18 protein-coding genes, 1 pseudogene and 1 riboswitch are annotated in these 15,952 nt (G+C 56.2%); of the genes and pseudogenes, 18 read left to right on the forward strand and 1 reads right to left on the reverse strand.

The genetic code is table 11. The features are described from left to right. The 7 genes from urtE to ACN0XM_RS03300 all read left to right on the forward strand — a co-directional run bounded on the left by urtE (nt 1) and on the right by ACN0XM_RS03300 (nt 8,916). Complete coding sequence (gene urtE, locus ACN0XM_RS03270; RefSeq protein ID WP_417565479.1) at nt 1-690, forward strand: urea ABC transporter ATP-binding subunit UrtE; 690 nt, start codon at nt 1-3, stop codon at nt 688-690. Nucleotides 691-849: 159 nt separating this feature from the next. Then, on the forward strand, nt 850-1,896 hold the full coding sequence (locus ACN0XM_RS03275) for an aliphatic amidase (protein WP_417565480.1): 1,047 nt from the start codon (nt 850-852) through the stop codon (nt 1,894-1,896). Between the two features lie 15 nt (nt 1,897-1,911). After that, nucleotides 1,912-2,955, forward strand: coding sequence for an AAA family ATPase (locus tag ACN0XM_RS03280; RefSeq protein WP_417565481.1), 1,044 nt, complete (start codon nt 1,912-1,914; stop codon nt 2,953-2,955). A 104-nt stretch (nt 2,956-3,059) separates the two neighbouring features. Continuing rightward, nucleotides 3,060-4,292 (forward strand): formamidase, encoded by a 1,233-nt coding sequence (fmdA, locus tag ACN0XM_RS03285; protein WP_417565482.1) that lies wholly within the window; start codon nt 3,060-3,062, stop codon nt 4,290-4,292. A gap of 5 nt (nt 4,293-4,297) precedes the next feature. Continuing rightward, nucleotides 4,298-4,651, forward strand: coding sequence for a zinc ribbon domain-containing protein (locus ACN0XM_RS03290; protein ID WP_417565483.1), 354 nt, complete (start codon nt 4,298-4,300; stop codon nt 4,649-4,651). 85 nt (nt 4,652-4,736) lie between these two features. After that, nucleotides 4,737-4,951: riboswitch (cobalamin riboswitch) on the forward strand. A gap of 110 nt (nt 4,952-5,061) precedes the next feature. Continuing rightward, entirely contained in the window at nt 5,062-7,827 is a 2,766-nt protein-coding gene (locus ACN0XM_RS03295) for a ribonucleoside-diphosphate reductase subunit alpha (protein ID WP_417565484.1), read from the forward strand. Nucleotides 7,828-7,857: 30 nt separating this feature from the next. Then, nucleotides 7,858-8,916, forward strand: coding sequence for a ribonucleotide-diphosphate reductase subunit beta (locus tag ACN0XM_RS03300; protein ID WP_417565485.1), 1,059 nt, complete (start codon nt 7,858-7,860; stop codon nt 8,914-8,916). Between the two features lie 13 nt (nt 8,917-8,929). On the opposite strand, the pseudogene ACN0XM_RS03305 reads toward ACN0XM_RS03300, so the two are convergent. After that, nucleotides 8,930-9,722 (reverse strand): annotated as a pseudogene (locus ACN0XM_RS03305) (tyrosine-type recombinase/integrase). Nucleotides 9,723-9,957: 235 nt separating this feature from the next. Here ACN0XM_RS03305 and ACN0XM_RS03310 point away from each other — a divergent pair. From ACN0XM_RS03310 to ACN0XM_RS03360, 11 genes are all read left to right on the forward strand, one after another. Then, nucleotides 9,958-10,233, forward strand: coding sequence for a hypothetical protein (locus tag ACN0XM_RS03310; RefSeq protein WP_417565486.1), 276 nt, complete (start codon nt 9,958-9,960; stop codon nt 10,231-10,233). Between the two features lie 79 nt (nt 10,234-10,312). Continuing rightward, nucleotides 10,313-10,642 carry a DHCW motif cupin fold protein gene (locus ACN0XM_RS03315; protein WP_417565487.1) on the forward strand — a complete coding sequence of 110 codons (330 nt, stop codon included), beginning with the start codon at nt 10,313-10,315 and terminating at the stop codon, nt 10,640-10,642. Nucleotides 10,643-10,738: 96 nt separating this feature from the next. Next, nucleotides 10,739-11,056, forward strand: coding sequence for an antibiotic biosynthesis monooxygenase family protein (locus ACN0XM_RS03320; protein ID WP_417565488.1), 318 nt, complete (start codon nt 10,739-10,741; stop codon nt 11,054-11,056). 232 nt (nt 11,057-11,288) lie between these two features. After that, nucleotides 11,289-11,849, forward strand: a complete 561-nt coding sequence (locus tag ACN0XM_RS03325) for a hypothetical protein (RefSeq protein WP_417565489.1) — start codon at nt 11,289-11,291, stop codon at nt 11,847-11,849. Nucleotides 11,850-11,977: 128 nt separating this feature from the next. Continuing rightward, nucleotides 11,978-12,322: a hypothetical protein gene (locus tag ACN0XM_RS03330; RefSeq protein WP_417565490.1), complete on the forward strand. Its 345-nt coding sequence runs from the start codon at nt 11,978-11,980 to the stop codon at nt 12,320-12,322. A gap of 456 nt (nt 12,323-12,778) precedes the next feature. Beyond that, complete coding sequence (locus ACN0XM_RS03335) at nt 12,779-13,084, forward strand: NIPSNAP family protein (RefSeq protein WP_417565491.1); 306 nt, start codon at nt 12,779-12,781, stop codon at nt 13,082-13,084. Nucleotides 13,085-13,184: 100 nt separating this feature from the next. After that, nucleotides 13,185-13,628: a hypothetical protein gene (locus tag ACN0XM_RS03340; RefSeq protein WP_417565492.1), complete on the forward strand. Its 444-nt coding sequence runs from the start codon at nt 13,185-13,187 to the stop codon at nt 13,626-13,628. 90 nt (nt 13,629-13,718) lie between these two features. Then, the gene (locus ACN0XM_RS03345; protein WP_417565493.1) at nt 13,719-14,108 is read left to right on the forward strand and encodes an SMI1/KNR4 family protein; all 390 of its coding nucleotides are present in this window, start codon (nt 13,719-13,721) and stop codon (nt 14,106-14,108) included. A 114-nt stretch (nt 14,109-14,222) separates the two neighbouring features. Beyond that, nucleotides 14,223-15,086: a hypothetical protein gene (locus tag ACN0XM_RS03350; protein ID WP_417565494.1), complete on the forward strand. Its 864-nt coding sequence runs from the start codon at nt 14,223-14,225 to the stop codon at nt 15,084-15,086. An 89-nt stretch (nt 15,087-15,175) separates the two neighbouring features. Further along, nucleotides 15,176-15,751, forward strand: coding sequence for a hypothetical protein (locus ACN0XM_RS03355; RefSeq protein WP_417565495.1), 576 nt, complete (start codon nt 15,176-15,178; stop codon nt 15,749-15,751). A gap of 56 nt (nt 15,752-15,807) precedes the next feature. Then, the coding region (locus ACN0XM_RS03360; protein ID WP_417565514.1) for a transposase at nt 15,808-15,952 on the forward strand (145 nt) is incomplete at its 3' end.

The raw sequence follows: 15,952 nt of genomic DNA on the forward strand, positions 1-15,952 counted from the left end.
ATGCTGAGCGTCAAACATCATTCGGTGGCCTATGGCCAGAGCACCATCATCGAGGACCTGAACCTCGATGTGGAGAAAAACGAGATTGTCGCCGTGGTGGGCCGTAACGGCATGGGCAAGACCACGCTGATGAAGTCCCTGGTGGGGATGACGCCGACCAGGGGCGGAGAAGTCAGCCTCGACGGCACCAGCATCTCCAACCTGAAGAGCTTCCAGCGGGTGCGTGCCGGGATCGGTTTTGTGCCCCAGGGGCGGATGATTTTTCCCACCCTGACGGTGCGAGAAAACATCGAGACGGCCCTGGCGGCGGTGGGCGAGAAGAAGGTGCCCGAGGATCTGTACGAGCTGTTCCCGGTGCTCAAGGAAATGCAGAGCCGGCGCGGCGGCAACCTGTCCGGGGGCCAGCAGCAACAGCTGGCCATCGCCCGGGCCCTGGCCACCCGGCCCAAGGTGCTGCTGCTGGACGAACCCACCGAAGGCATCCAGCCCAACATCATCAAGGAGATCGCCAAGACGTTGCGGAAGATTCGCGATGAGCGCGGGCTGTCGATTGTGGTGTCGGAGCAGGTGCTGAGCTTTGTGATGGATGCGGCGGACCGGATTCTGGTGATCGAGAAGGGCGCCATCGTGCATGAAGAGAACCGGGCCGACGCGGACCAGGACAAGATTGCCAGCTATCTGGCCGTTTAGCTTCGGTGGAGGTCGGTTCGGCGGGCAGGTTCTTTCGGGACACGCCGTGAATACGTCCCTGTAGGCTCGGATGCGCCATCCCTGGCGCATACGGTCCCGAAAGAACCCGCCCGCCGCCTCTCCCCAAAACTTTGTGATAACTGCTCAGGAGCAGACAGTATGAGACACGGTGATATTTCCAGCAGTAACGATACCGTCGGCGTGGCGGTGGTGAATTACAAGATGCCCAGGCTGCACACCAAGGCCGAGGTACTGGACAACGCCCGCAATATCGCGGACATGATCAAGGGTATGAAGGTGGGTTTACCGGGCATGGACCTGGTGGTGTTCCCGGAATACAGCACCATGGGCATCATGTACGACAACGACGAGATGATGGAAACCGCCGCCACGGTTCCCGGCGATGAAACCGCTATCTTCTCCGCCGCCTGCCGCGAGGCCAAAACCTGGGGCATCTTCTCGCTGACCGGCGAACGCCACGAGGATCATCCCAACAAGGCGCCGTACAACACCCTGATTCTTATCAACAACGAGGGTGAAATCGTTCAAAAGTACCGCAAGTGTGTGCCCTGGTGCCCGATTGAAGGCTGGTATCCCGGTGATACCACCTACGTGACCGAAGGCCCCAAGGGCATGAAGATCAGCCTGATCATCTGCGACGACGGCAACTACCCGGAAATCTGGCGGGACTGCGCCATGAAGGGCGCCGAGCTGATCGTGCGCTGCCAAGGTTATATGTACCCGGCTAAAGAGCAGCAGGTGATGATGTCCAAAAGCATGGCCTGGGCCAACAACTGCTATGTGGCAGTGGCCAACGCCTCCGGCTTTGACGGCGTGTATTCCTACTTCGGCCACTCCGCGATCATCGGTTTTGATGGCCGTACCCTCGGCGAATGTGGCGAGGAAGACATGGGCATTCAGTACGCCCAACTGTCGGTGAGCCAGATCCGCGACGCCCGCAAGAACGATCAGTCGCAGAACCACTTGTTCAAGTTGTTGCACCGTGGCTACACCGGTGTTCATGCCTCCGGTGATGGCGACAAGGGTGTGGCTGACTGTCCGTTCGAGTTCTACCGCACCTGGGTGATGGACGCCCAGAGGGCGCAGGAGAATGTGGAGGCCATGACCCGCACCACCGTGGGTACCGCCGAATGCCCGGTGGGCGACCTGCCCGTTGAGGGCAAGGAAAAATCCGCAGGGGCTTAAGCCCGGGAGGCGTTCATGCCGTTTATCAACGAACGGCTGGAAGCCAACCGGGAATCCATTGAGAAGGACCGGGCCGCGTCAGGCCCGGTTCGTGCTTCCCGGTTCCGCTTCGAGCCCGAGGCCGTGATGGCCCGCCTGCGGGACAAGATCGTTGGCCAGAATGAGGCCCTCGCGACCATGGAATCCATGCTGGTGCGGGTGAAAGCCGACATCGGCGAAGAAAACCGGCCGCTGGCGGTGCACCTGTTCCTTGGCCCCACCGGGGTGGGTAAAACTGAAACCGTGCGCCTGATCGCCGAAGCGATCCACGGCAACCGCGATGGCCTGTGCCGCATCGACATGAACACCCTGGCCCAGGAGCATTACGCCGCAGCACTCACCGGCGCACCGCCGGGCTATGTCGGCAGCAAGGAAGGCCACAGCCTGTTCGATCTGGACAAGGTGCAGGGCTCGTTCAGCAAGCCCGGCATTGTGCTGTTCGACGAGATTGAGAAAGCCAGCAAGGAAGTGGTCCGCACCCTGCTGAATGTGCTGGATACCGGCCGGCTGGTGTTCCCCTCCGGCAATCGGGAGATCGACTTTCGCAACGCCCTGATCTTTATGACCAGCAACGCCGGGGCGCTGGATGCCGAGGCGCACGAACAGACTTATCAAAGCGGCTGGCGACGCTGGCTCGGGTTCTCCCCCGGAAAGGCCGAAGCCATAAGGGATACCGCCCTGCGCCGGCATTTCGATCCGGAATTCCTCAACCGTATTGACCAGATCCTCACCTTCAACCGCCTCACCGACAATTGGCTGGAGGCCCTGCTGGACATCGAGCTGGCGGGCCTTAACCGCCGGCTGGCCAAAAAGCACGCGGAGCTGTCGTTGTCGCCGGAGCTGCGAGAAGAACTGTGCCGAGGCTACGACGCCCGCTATGGCGCCCGGGAAATGCTGCGGGCGTTCCGGCAGCGACTGGAACCGGCCGTTGCCAGGGCGTTGCTGGCGCATCCGGACTGCCAGCGGTTTGAAGCCAGCTTGGAAAACAGAGAAGTGACCGTGCACCAATACGTCGAATGACGTAGGCACCGGGGGCATTTCGCGAATACCTCCCCGGCGCCGGATTTCGGATAGTGAAGCTGTTACCTAAACGTGCAAGCCAATAATTCCAAGGAGCCTCCGCTATGGCTGAAACCATTATCAAGATCGATCTGAACAAGTCGGCCTACGAGAACGACAAAATTCACAACCGCTGGCACCCGGACATCCCTCTGGTGGCGACCGTCAAGCCGGGCGATGATTTCATCGTGGAGTGCTACGACTGGACGGGCGGACAGATCAAGAACGATGACAACGCCGACGACGTGCGCGACGTGGATCTCAGCCAGGTGCACTTCCTGTCTGGCCCGATTGGCGTGGAAGGCGCGGAGCCCGGCGACCTGCTGGAAGTGGACATCCTCGATATCGGCACCTTCGAAGAGAGCCAGTGGGGCTTTAACGGCTTCTTCTCAAAGCAGAACGGCGGTGGCTTCCTGACCGAACACTTCCCGGAAGCCCAGAAAAGTATCTGGGACTTCAACGGCATGTTTACCAAGTCCCGCCACATCCCCAACGTGGAATTTGCCGGCCTGATTCACCCGGGCCTGATCGGGTGTTTGCCGTCCAAAGAGCTGCTGGACACCTGGAACAAGCGTGAGGCCGGACTGGTCGCGACGGATCCGGAGCGGGTACCGGAATTGGCCACCCTGCCGGATGGTTCGACTGCCCATATGGGTAAGATGACCGGTGACGCCGCCAAGGCAGCGGGCGCCCAAGCGGCCCGTACCGTGCCGCCCCGTGAGCACGGCGGTAACTGTGACATCAAAGACCTTTCCCGTGGCTCCAAGGTGTACTTCCCGGTGTACGTGGACGGTGCCGGCCTCTCTGTTGGCGACCTGCACTTCAGCCAGGGCGACGGAGAAATCACGTTTTGCGGCGCCATCGAAATGGCCGGCTGGATTCACCTGCGGGTGAACCTGATCAAAGACGGCGTGAAGAAGTACGGCATCAAGAACCCGGTGTTCAAGCCCAGCCCGATCAAGCCCCGTTACGACGATTACGTGATCTTCGAAGGCATTTCCGTGGACGAAGACGGCGGCCAGCACTACCTGGACGTGCACGTGGCCTATCGCCAGGCCTGTCTGAACGCCATCGAATACATGACCAAGTTCGGTTACACCAAGGCCCAGGCCTACGCGATTCTGGGCTGTGCGCCGGTGGAAGGCCACATCAGCGGTGTGGTCGACATCCCGAACGCCTGCGCCACACTCTGGCTGCCAACCGGCATCTTCGACTTCGACATCAATCCTTCTGCCGACGGGCCGAAGAAGATGGTCAGCGGGGGTATGGACGTACCGCTGTCGAAAGATAAGGAGTAATCGCCATGCCTGTGTATGACTACAAGTGCCGCGAGCACGGTCTGTTCAACACACTGGCAACCATGGACGACGCTGCCAAGCCGGCGGAATGCCCCACCTGCAAGGTGCTGTCGCCCAGGGTGATTGTGTTGCCACCGCACATCGCGGCCATGGACCCGGCAAAGCGAGAGGCTCTGGACCGGAACGAGAAATCGCGGCATGAACCAGTGTTTTCCACCGCCGACCGCCGGGCGAACGACCAGGAGCACAGCCGCAGTTGCGGTTGTGGTTCCCCCAAGCCCGGCAAGTCGATGCTGTTCTACACCGCCGACGGGAAGAAAATGTTCCCTTCCATGCGGCCCTGGATGATCAGCCACTGATCAACCGATACCGAGTCTGTCACGTGTTTGGCCCCTTCGGGGGCCTTTTTTGTTGCCCCGCCTTGTTCCTCCCGAATATCGTGTATATAGTGTTTCCATCCTTGGTCACATACCAGATGTTGATTTTTTGAGCATCTCGGTAACGGGAATCCGGTGAGAATCCGGAACTGACGCGCAGCGGTATTGGAGAACGAGCGTGGCATAAAGACACTGGTGAAAGCCGGGAAGTCGCCACGCAAGGCCGAATCGAACGATTCATGCTCCTGAGTCCGAAGACCTGCCAGGGATACAACTGCACCTTCGCGTCTTAAGGTGAGCAGATCGGTAGTGCCTGCCCGTCTCCCGGGCAAGGTGCGCCCCTGCGTACGCGAAGGTGAAAAGAACCCAACGCGTATTCAGGAGAACACAGCATGTCCACCTCTGCCCTGGCTGAACCCCAGCCGTCAGCCTCCGCCGACACCGAATCCCTGCAAGTCATCAAACGCAACGGCACCCTCGTTGGCTTCAATCCGTCCAAGATCAGCGTTGCCGTGACCAAGGCGTTTCTGGCCGTGGAAGGCGACAAGGCCGCCGGCTCGGCCCGCATCAACGACGCCGTGCACCGGGTCACCGACCAGGTTATCCAGGCCATCAGCCGGCGCCTGAAAGCCGGCGGCAAGGTGCACATCGAAGACATTCAGGACCAGGTGGAACTGGCGCTGATGCGCGCGGAGGAACAGAAAGTGGCCCGGGCCTATGTGCTCTACCGGGAAGACCACGCCCGGCAGCGTGCCCACGACCATCCGGTGGAAGCCCACCCGCACCTGACCGTGAAAAAAATCGGTGGCGAGATCGCACCGCTGGACCTGGGCCGGATGAAACAGCAGGTGGAGCAGGCCGCCACCGGCCTGGATGGCATCGACGGCGACTCCCTGGTGGAAGATGCCCTGACCAACCTGTACGACGGCATTGCCGAGGAAGACGTGCTGTCGGCGCTGGTGATGACCGCCCGCGGGCGCATCGAACAGGAGCCGGACTACAGCGCCGTCACCGCCCGGCTGTTGCTGGAACAGCTTCGACTGGAGAACGCCTCGGCCCTGAACTTATCCACAGAGCAGTCGCTGGCGGACATCTATCCACAGGCCCTGAGTGCCTTTATCGCCGCCGGCATCCGGTACGAGCTGCTGGACGAAGCGCTCGCGGCCTTTGATCTCGAGCGCCTGGGCGACGCCCTGAAACCGGAGCGGGACCGGCAGTTTGGCTTCCTCGGCCTGCAGACCCTGTACGACCGTTATTTCATCCACTGGAACGGCGCCCGCCTGGAATTGCCCCAGGTGTTCTTCATGCGCGTGGCCATGGGCCTGGCGCTGCGGGAGGACGACCCGAATGCCCGTGCCATCGAGTTCTACAATCTTTTGTCCTCGTTCGATTACATGGCCAGCACGCCCACGCTGTTCAACAGCGGTTCCCGGCATTCCCAGCTGTCGTCCTGTTACCTGACCACCGTGGGGGATGATCTGGAAGCTATCTACGGGGCTATTCGCGACAACGCCATGCTCTCGAAATGGGCCGGTGGCCTGGGCAACGACTGGACCCCGGTGCGCTCCCTTGGCGCCCACATCAAGGGCACCAACGGCCAGAGCCAGGGCGTGGTGCCGTTCCTGAAAGTGGTCAACGACACCGCCGTGGCGGTGAACCAGGGCGGCAAGCGCAAGGGCGCGGTGTGCGCCTATCTGGAAAGCTGGCACCTGGACATCGAGGAATTCCTGGAGTTGCGCAAGAACACCGGTGACGAGCGCCGCCGCACCCACGACATGAACACCGCCAACTGGGTCCCGGACCTGCTGATCGAACGCATGCGCGAAGACCGGGACTGGACCCTGTTTTCCCCCAGCGACGTGCCGGACCTGCACGACCTCTACGGCAACGAATTCCGCGCGCGTTTTGAGCACTACGAGGCGCTGGCGGAGCAGGGCAAGATCAAGTTGTTCAAGAAACTCCCCGCCAAACAGCTCTGGCGCAAGATGCTGACCGTGCTGTTCGAAACCGGCCACCCCTGGATTACCTTCAAGGACCCCTGCAACCTGCGCTCGCCCCAGCAGCATAAGGGCGTAGTGCACAGCTCGAACCTGTGTACTGAAATCACCCTGAACACCAGCGCGGACGAGATCGCCGTGTGCAACCTGGGTTCGGTGAACCTGGCCGCCCATATCGCCAATGGCGAACTGGATGTTCAGCGGCTGGAGCGCACCGTGACCACCGCCGTGCGCATGCTCGATAACGTCATCGACATCAATTACTACGCGGTGCCCCAGGCGAAGAACTCCAACCTCAAGCATCGCCCGGTGGGCCTGGGCCTGATGGGTTTCCAGGACGCGCTCTACCAGCTGGGCCTGCCGTACACCAGCCCGGAAGCGGTGGAATTCGCCGACGTGGCCATGGAACAGCTCAGCTATTTCGCCATCCGTGCCTCCGCCACCCTGGCGGGCGAGCGGGGCGCTTATGAGAGCTACGAAGGTTCGCTGTGGCAGCACGGCATCCTGCCCATCGATTCCATCAGCCTGCTCAAAAAGGCACGTAGGGAAGGCGACCTCTCCATCAACACCAGCGCCCGCCTGGACTGGACCCCGGTGCGCGAGCTGGTGGCCCAACACGGCATGCGCAACAGCAACGTGATGGCCATCGCCCCCACCGCCACCATCTCCAACATCGTGGGGGTGTCCCAGTCCATCGAGCCGACGTACCAGAACCTGTTCGTGAAATCGAACCTCTCCGGCGAGTTCACCGTGGTGAACCCCTCACTGGTTCGGGATCTCAAGGCCGAAGGCCTGTGGGACAACGTAATGGTGAACGACCTGAAGTACTTCGACGGTTCTGTGCAGCAGATCGACCGCATTCCGAATGAGCTGAAAGCCCGCTACGCTACCGCCTTCGAGATCGACGCCCGCTGGCTGGTGGAAGCCGCCGCCCGCCGACAGAAATGGCTGGACCAGGCCCAGAGCCTGAATCTGTACATGGCCGAACCCAGTGGCAAGAAGCTGGATGCTCTGTACCAGCTGGCCTGGGAACGGGGTTTGAAAACCACCTACTACCTGCGCTCGCTGGGTGCCACCGGGGCCGAGAAAACCGCGCCGGTTTCTGCACCGCAGCCACAGGTTTGCAGTATTGATGAGCCGGACTGCGAAGCCTGTCAGTAACCACTTACTATACCTTCAGGAGTCATAACCATGCTGGATTGGGACGACGAACCGAAAACTGCAAGCAAACCGGCCGCAAGCAGCGGCCCGGCCCCCGTGAACGCGGACGACAAGCGGGTGGTCAACGGCGAGACCGACATCAACCAGCTCGCCCCGTTCAAGTACCCCTGGGCCTGGGAATACTTCATGAACGCTAACAAGAACCACTGGACCCCGCTGGACGTGAACATGGCCCAGGACGTTCACGACTACCACCACCGGCTGACTGCGCCGGAAAAGCACGTGTACGAGAATGTGCTGGCCTACCTCACCACCTCCGACATCCTGGCCATGCGGAACATCGGCCTGGCGGTGATGGAGAAGATGAGCGCGCCGGAACTGCAGATCTACCAGGCCCGGCAGGTGTATGAAGAGGCCATGCACACCTGGGCCTACCAGCACTGCATCGAAACCCTGAACCTGGACCAGAGCGAGATCTACAACCGCTACCGGGTGGTGCCCGCCATCAACGGCAAGATCCAGATCGCCAACCGCCGGCTGAATGCGGCCATGCGCCCGGATATGAACCTGCGCAACAAGGACGACCTGCAGGAATTCATCATGTCCTACCTGTTCTTTGCCGCAGTGTTCGAAGGCACCTGGTTCTACAACGGCTTCAGCCCTATCTTCGCCCTGCAGCGCCGCGGACTCATGCGCGGCACCGGCGAACAGCTGCAGTACATCCTGCGGGACGAAGCCATGCACTTCTCCTTCGGCCTGAAGGTGGTGAACCAGATCGTGGAGGAGGAAAACATCCGCTTCGACCCGAAAGCCGTGCGCGAGATGTGGGACGAATCCGAAGCCGCCGAAACCGACTACGCCAACTACATCCTGCGCGACCCGATCCTGGGCTACTCCGCCGAATACCACAGCGAACAGTTCCGCTTCGTGGCCAACCGCCGGGCCCGGACCGTGGGCCTGGAAGAGCCATTCCCAGGTGCAAGGAACGTCTCACCCTGGCTGGACGAGCAGGCCACTCTGAGGAAGGAAAAGAACTTCTTTGAGACGCGGGTGATCGAGTACCAGACCGGGGCTCAGCTGGAGTGGTGAGGACTCACTGACCCTAGCCCAGCGGACTGCGCACCCCGGCAAAGCCCTGGCCGAGGACATGGGTGTAGATCTGGGTGGTGCGCAGGTCCGAGTGGCCGAGCAGATCCTGCACGGTGCGGATATCGGTTCCCCGTTTCAGGAGTTCGGTGGCAAAGGTATGCCGAAAGGTGTGACAGCCGGCGCGCTTACCAATGCCGGCTTCCCGGATGAAGGAATTCCTCATCGCGCTGTTTCCAAGCCTTGCGAATGGTGTCGACATGATCCTGTAGCGGACCAAGGAGCGTTGCTGGCAGTAGGGTTGTGCGGTCCTTGGCGCCTTTACCATCCCGCACAGTAATCACCTGCTGCTGAAAATCCAGATCCTTGATCCGCAAGCGACAGGCCTCGGTAACCCGTAATCCGGAACCGTAGAGCAGGGAAGCAATCAGCCTGTCGGTTTTGCCGAGCCGGTTGATAATCTGCATGGCTTCTTCATGAGTCAGAACCACCGGTAATTTCCGGGGTTTCTTTGAGCGAATGACTTCGCCGATCTCCCCGAGCGGCTTGTCCAGCACTTTGTCATAGAGAAACACCAGAGCATTCAAAGCCTGGGCCTGAGTAGCCGCGGCGACGTTCCGGTGTACCGCAAGCCAGGTCAGAAACTCATTGACCTCCCGAGGTCCCATATCGCGAGGGTGTTTCATTTGCTGAAAACGAATGAAGTAACGGATCCAATACCAGTAGGTCTTTTCGGTACGGATGCTGTAGTGATTCACACGAATAACTGCGCAAACCTGATCCCGTAGGCGAGGCTGCTTTCCCTGCATCAGTCCTGGCTCCCTGCAAATACTGTTTATTTGTACAGTATTATTGGTGGCGTGGATCACAGATGTCAAATGATTACATGGAAAGGCTGTGTGTAGTGAGCTAACCTGTTGTTTTATAAATTTATGGACGATGCGCCAAGTGATTCAGAAGCCGTAATAACGAAGCGGTCAAATTTCTGCAATCATGAAGTGCTCTGTCCAATTGCTGTTAAATTTTGATCGCTAAGGAAGGCACATGCCGAATTGGCTTATAGAATTTTTGAGTGTCTTAGCTGTTTCCCGCAAAACTCAATGGGCAATCATTCTGGGTTTCGGCTTCTTAATTGGTATCAATTTGCTTGGTGAACACATGGTTTCTAATTTCGAGCTTCAAAGCCAAGCCAAAGGGTTGCAAGAAGTTATCGCCCATAAATTCGCCAAAAAATATGATAAAGCGGCTTTTATGGTGTTTGGTCTATTTCTAGTAACCGCTTACAAGTGCTATCGAAGGGACAAGAGGCGGTTTTTCTAATGAATTTAACAAGTCACGGAAGACGGACGCGCGAGACGCGCCGCTTCGTTCAGCGTTATGTGCTTAAGGAGGAGCAATTTTGAACATCACGGATTTGCCTTTTGGGGTTACTGATTGGTCGGAGGTTGAGAAGACCGAGCACTTCGGGGAAGAGGGTGTGGCTTACTGGAAAACTCGGAACTTCGGCGATATCCGAGTGCGGATGGTTGAGTACAGCCCAGGCTATGTCGCCGATCATTGGTGTGCCAAGGGGCACATACTTCTCTGTCTAGAAGGCGAGCTTCATACTGAACTGGAAGACGGCCGGCGGTTCGTGCTCAGTCCCGGTTCGAGCTATCAGGTCGCAGATAATGCGGAGCGTCACCGCTCATCAACCGAGCGAGGCGCCAAGCTATTCGTCGTCGACTAAACACACATAACCAGGCCATGCACCGGATGCCAAAACCTCCGCTTCGCTGCGGCTTTGCCACCGGTGATGGCGAGCGTTAAATGCCTAGAGGAATCTATGTCAGAAATAGCCAAAACCCCTGAGCCACCATACTACGCGGTCATTTTCAGTAGCCACCGCACAGAGGGAGACAATGGGTACGCGGAAATGGCTGATCGAATGGTGGAGTTAGCAGCGGCTCAGCCCGGTTTTCTGGGTATGGAATCTGTCAGAGAAGATTTGGGTATCACGGTATCGTACTGGGAAAGCCTGGAATCCATCACCAATTGGAAAAAGAACGCGGAGCATCGAGAAGCCCAACTGCTCGGTCATAAGGAATGGTACTCCAGTTTTCGGGTGCGGGTGGCGAAGGTCGAACGTGAATACGGCATTTAACCAGTCAATTAAGTTCGTTCCGGCCTGCGGCCTACACCGGACGCCCTAGTCGGGCGCCGCTTATCATCGGCGTTAGAGCTTCACTGCCGCCGGGTTCCAGTAGTAAGAAATTTAGAGGCACTGGTGTTCTACCTGACCGTGAACTGCTTTTGGAGATTCGCACCACACAGGTGCTATGTATGCTTCGCTGAACAGCGTTTGCATGTGTCCACAGTCCTAAAAAGGAAAAGAAATGTTTAAAAAGTCTATGATCTTGGCTTTGTGTGCTCTAACGGTTGGCTGTCAAAGTACGATGAATACCGACTTCTTCATCAGCAATGAGCAGATGATTGATATGTATCCAATTGGTGAAGATAGCGGTTATCTCGTTGCTCGTATTGCCATAGAGGACGCGAATGAAGTGCCTGGTTCAGTTTTTCTGCATATGAGACATGAGGAACATAGCGGCTTGGGCGCTGCAACTGAAATTAGAATGTTCCCCAACCATGATCCTCTGGTTGTGATGCGAGTTCGCTCAGGAACCTATACGTGGGAAGACGTGGACTACATGGGGTACGGCTATTCACTGGATCTGAAAGGTACGGAAGTCCGAGTTGTACCCGGCAGCTTTAACTACATCGGCGACATCTATTTTAGCGTTCAGAAAAAAGAGTCGGGACGATTCTTTGCTCGTATGGGCGGAGCTGATGAATCAGATGTTGTGGAAGATCGAATCCAGAAGAGCTTCCCTGTATCCTCCGAAAAGTATCCATTCCTGAACCAAGTATCTATTCCACAACCGGTGGGTGGGTAAACAAACAAAGTTTAGGGCTTCGCAGATAGGCTATTGTCAGCCAGAATTCTCTAACCAGTGCAGGCACGGCGACGCCCTTTTCATTGCGCCTTCGGCTCCATTTCAAGGGCGCGCGTGCTGCAAGCGTTATGAGTATCGAGATGGACAAAAAGGCTCTGAAAGAGTGTGCTGTAGCTCTGGACTATGAAATAGATCTGGCAATCGAAGATGGAATCAGTGGTGCCGTTAAATTCAAAGACTATTTGAGAGAAGAGAAAGAGCTTGCGAAGGCCGAGAAAATTAGTAGTCCGATAGAAGTTAACACGCATGGAGCATGGCGATACTGGTTCTCAGAAACGGAGCTTGGTGGATGCAATCAGGTACAGAAAGCGTTCGTAAAATTCACCAACTGCATTTCTGGCCTCGATCAGAGTCCTGAGTACCAGGAAGCTCTCAGAAAGGTCGGTGAAGTCACCAAAACTCATAACCAGTAGTTGCAGTTCGTTCCGGGCCGGAAGGCCCTCCACCGGACGCCCTTTTCTCCGCTTCGCTGCAAAAAGGTCGCCGCTGAACAAAAGCGTTAAATGCCTTACTCCGGGGCTCCTTGGTTTAGTGTTTGGCTGCGGCTTGGCAGGCTGCCGGCAGGCAGAAAACAGCCCTCAGTTTGGCAACGGTTTTGGCCGGTAATTTGGTGTTCAGGTCACGGGGCAATCCGGTGCAAGATTTTCAAAAGTCCCGCTTATTCGGTGGCCTGGTTCCTGGCGCCATGGGTCAGGCTGGTGCAAAGTATCGGCAGTGTGCATTCAGTTTTGGGTGCCAAAATCATTCACGGGGTATTGGCATTTAACAAAGCCATTAAGTCTGTTCCGGGCCGATGGCCCTCCACCGGACGCCCTTGACAGGGCGCCGCTTATGGCCGGCGTTACAAGGCCAACTGAAAGGGAGTTCAAGTGGTTACCTGCTACCTAAAGTACGTTATAGATCCCTACAAAGCCGCCGAGTTCGAGTGCTATTCCAAGATGTGGATACCTCTGGTCCGGAGGTTCGGCGGTCAGCACCATGGGTATTTCTTGCCTTCCGAGGGTGCCAACAATATCGCCATCGCGCTATTCACGTTCGAGTCTCTGGCAGCCTATGAAAAGTACCGTGAGGCCTCGTTCAAAGACTCGGATTGCCAAGCCGCCTTCAAATACGCCGAAGAAACTCGTTGTGTACTAAGCTGTGAGCGCAGCTTTATGAGGCCAGTTTTTGAGTGAGCTTGTAACAAGTGCATTAAGTCTGTTCCGGCCCGACGGGCCTCCACCGGACGCCCTAGTCGGGCGCCGCTTATGCAAGCGTTAGCACTTAAGGAGCTTCATGGAGCAGCTTCAGAAAATCGATTCACTCGGGCTCACCGACAAATACTACGATCTTTGCAGCGAATACCCATTGAGAGTCGGTAGTCCCGTTGAAAAGATGCCCTCGCGGGAAGTATTAAAGGCCGCAGATGGAAGAGTAGGTATTCAAAAGTTAAAGGGCGCTGGAACTTGCTACGAGGTTCAAGATGTACCTGATTCTGTTCTTTTGAGGTTCATCGTACAAAGCCGGACACGGGTAGAGACGCACTTGGAAGTCCGGGGTCTGAAATTGGAGCACGTGTCCAGTTTCGCCACCCTGTGTTTAGCCGCTAGAGAGGCTGCTGGCAAAGAAAGGCCAGCACCTCCGTATCCTCGACCTGAGGCGCACTCTTTGAGTGAGTTGATTGAGGTGTTTACTAAACTGCGAGATCTGGCGCTGGAAATTGAAAGGTGTGCACAGTGACAAGTGCTAACCAAGCGGTCAACCGGACGCCAAAAGCGTACCGCTTTTGGTTCCCTCCGCTGCGCTCCGGCGCCGGTTACCATCAGCGTTATGACTAAAGCTATGCATCAGATTGAGAGCATCCTGAGCCAAAACGAAAAATATCGGCTCGATGATTCGGTACCTACCGAGAGTCAGATCAACCAAGCAGAGCTCGGTCTGAAAACCGAGTTTAAAGGTTGGTACCGTGATTTTGTCAGATTGGGCGGTTTAAACGACCTGAGGTTTAGTGCTGAAATCCTCTCGCCCCAGGAGCTGGTAGAGAACCAAAGGTACATTGATAGCCGGGCCTATGTTGCGTTTGCTAGCAATGGGTGCGGCGATCTTTTCTGCTGGTCAGTCGGAGATTCGCCTGCAATCTTTTTGTGGGACCATGAAACAAAGCGGCTCACCGAGGATGCTCCGGATTTTGTCACTTGGCTTGAGCGTAACCGGTTCTAGTCATAACCAGCAGTTGTAGTTCGTTCCGGCCTGCGGCCTCCACCGGACGCCCCTGTCGGGCCGCCGCTAAACAAAAGCGTTATATTCCACCAAATTTTGATCTAAGAGTTTCTAATGACACCAGAGTATCGAATAGACGCAGAGCAGAGAATTGAGGATTATCTTGGCCGCAATGGTGTCGGTCCCATAAAAAATATGCAGGTTGAGAAAACCTTCGATGATACTGGCGGCGAAATCCATGTGTGGAATGTGAGAGCCGAGGATAGTCGATGGTGGGTCGTTGAAGGGGGGGCATCCCCTATGAATTTGTACACTCAGGATGAGTATTATTTTTCTGCCGATGAGGCGTACTCGTTCCATCTTGGGATTACACAGAGGCTCCATAAAAAAGAAAATTTGGAGTTCAAACATGTAGTCAACGAATTGCCGCTCGATATCGATCGAATAAGGTCCATTAGTCGTCGACTGAATAGAGCATCAGTAGATCTAAACCACATTCAAGCTCCTGAAGATATTCAGAAGATAGGGCTTGTTTGCCGTGAATGCTTGATAGACCTTGGTAAGTCTATTGCTGAGGAAAAGTCAGGTCTGCTTGAAAATAACGACCTTCAAGCTGGCAACTTCAAAGGCATAACGGAAGCTGCTGTTAAAATCTATGCGCCAGGGAAAAGCCACCAGAGATTAAGAAAGCGCTGCAAGGAAATGGCTGAGATGGCCTGGGAGTATGCATCTGAGGTGGTGCATTCCCCGAATCGGAGTGTTCCTGAGGCAAAAATTTGTCTTTTGTTTTCATGTTCAGTTGTTTCTATTTTTGAAAACCTATATCTGAAATATCTAGAGCTTGATACTGATCTAAAGTGTTCTGAATGCGCCAGCATGAACTACGTTATTGAGCTACAGAATAATGATTCCTATGCAAAAATCATTTGCCAAGACTGTGACAATGAGCAACATGTTGAGGTGGTTCTAGAAGACTGAATATAACCAGTGAATTAAGCCGACCAATTTTCCGCTGCCGCTCCAAATTGGCGGCTTATTCAAGGCGTTAGGCGTTTGAGGGGGGATTCGTGGAGAAAGTAGAGGAAGCGCTCAAGCTATTTCGAGACGAAGTTTCGACTGCAGCTTGGACTTTCTATGCATGGAAGCATGTAAACGTCATTGGATCTAACGACCGTGCCGTCCGAGAGGGTCTAAACCGAAACGCGGCAACTTGGAATGTCATCACGCACTCCCTGCAGACAACCTTTTTTATTACGACTGGTCGGATTTTCGATATTGATGGCGATGCCTTCTCTGTCCACGCATTTCTCAGGTTTTGTATTGAAAACGTTGACCAGTTTGACTCTCGGCATATACGTGACCGTAAGCTAGCCGACCAAAATGGTGTAGAGCCTGATTGGTTGGAGGGCTACATGGACAGAGTCTATGAAGCAAAGGTAGAAGATTTTCAACGTTTGAGGGGAGAAGTCGCCAAACACCAAAAGCGCTATGAAGAGATCTATCGGCCCATACGAAATAAGGTCATGGCTCACAAAGATATTGCCTCCCTGTCTAACGTAACGGAGATCTTTGGTCGGACAAGTATTGGCGAAATTCAGAGTTTTCTGACTTTGTTTGGTAAGCGTCCGGTGATCCCATCTTGAGCCAGGCGCTGCCGCCGTCAGGATAGTGTCCACTTATTTTCTAGTGGACACTTAACATGAACAACGTAAGCGTAACCAAGCCCTACCAACGCCGTCGCCGGTTTTCCCGCGAATTCAAAGCCCAGATTGTTGCCCAATGCCTGGAACCCGGTGCCTCCGTTTCCCGGATCTCGCTGGATAACGGTCTCAACGCCAACATGG

This window comes from Marinobacter sp. (assembly GCF_048269445.1).
Classification (GTDB): domain Bacteria; phylum Pseudomonadota; class Gammaproteobacteria; order Pseudomonadales; family Oleiphilaceae; genus Marinobacter.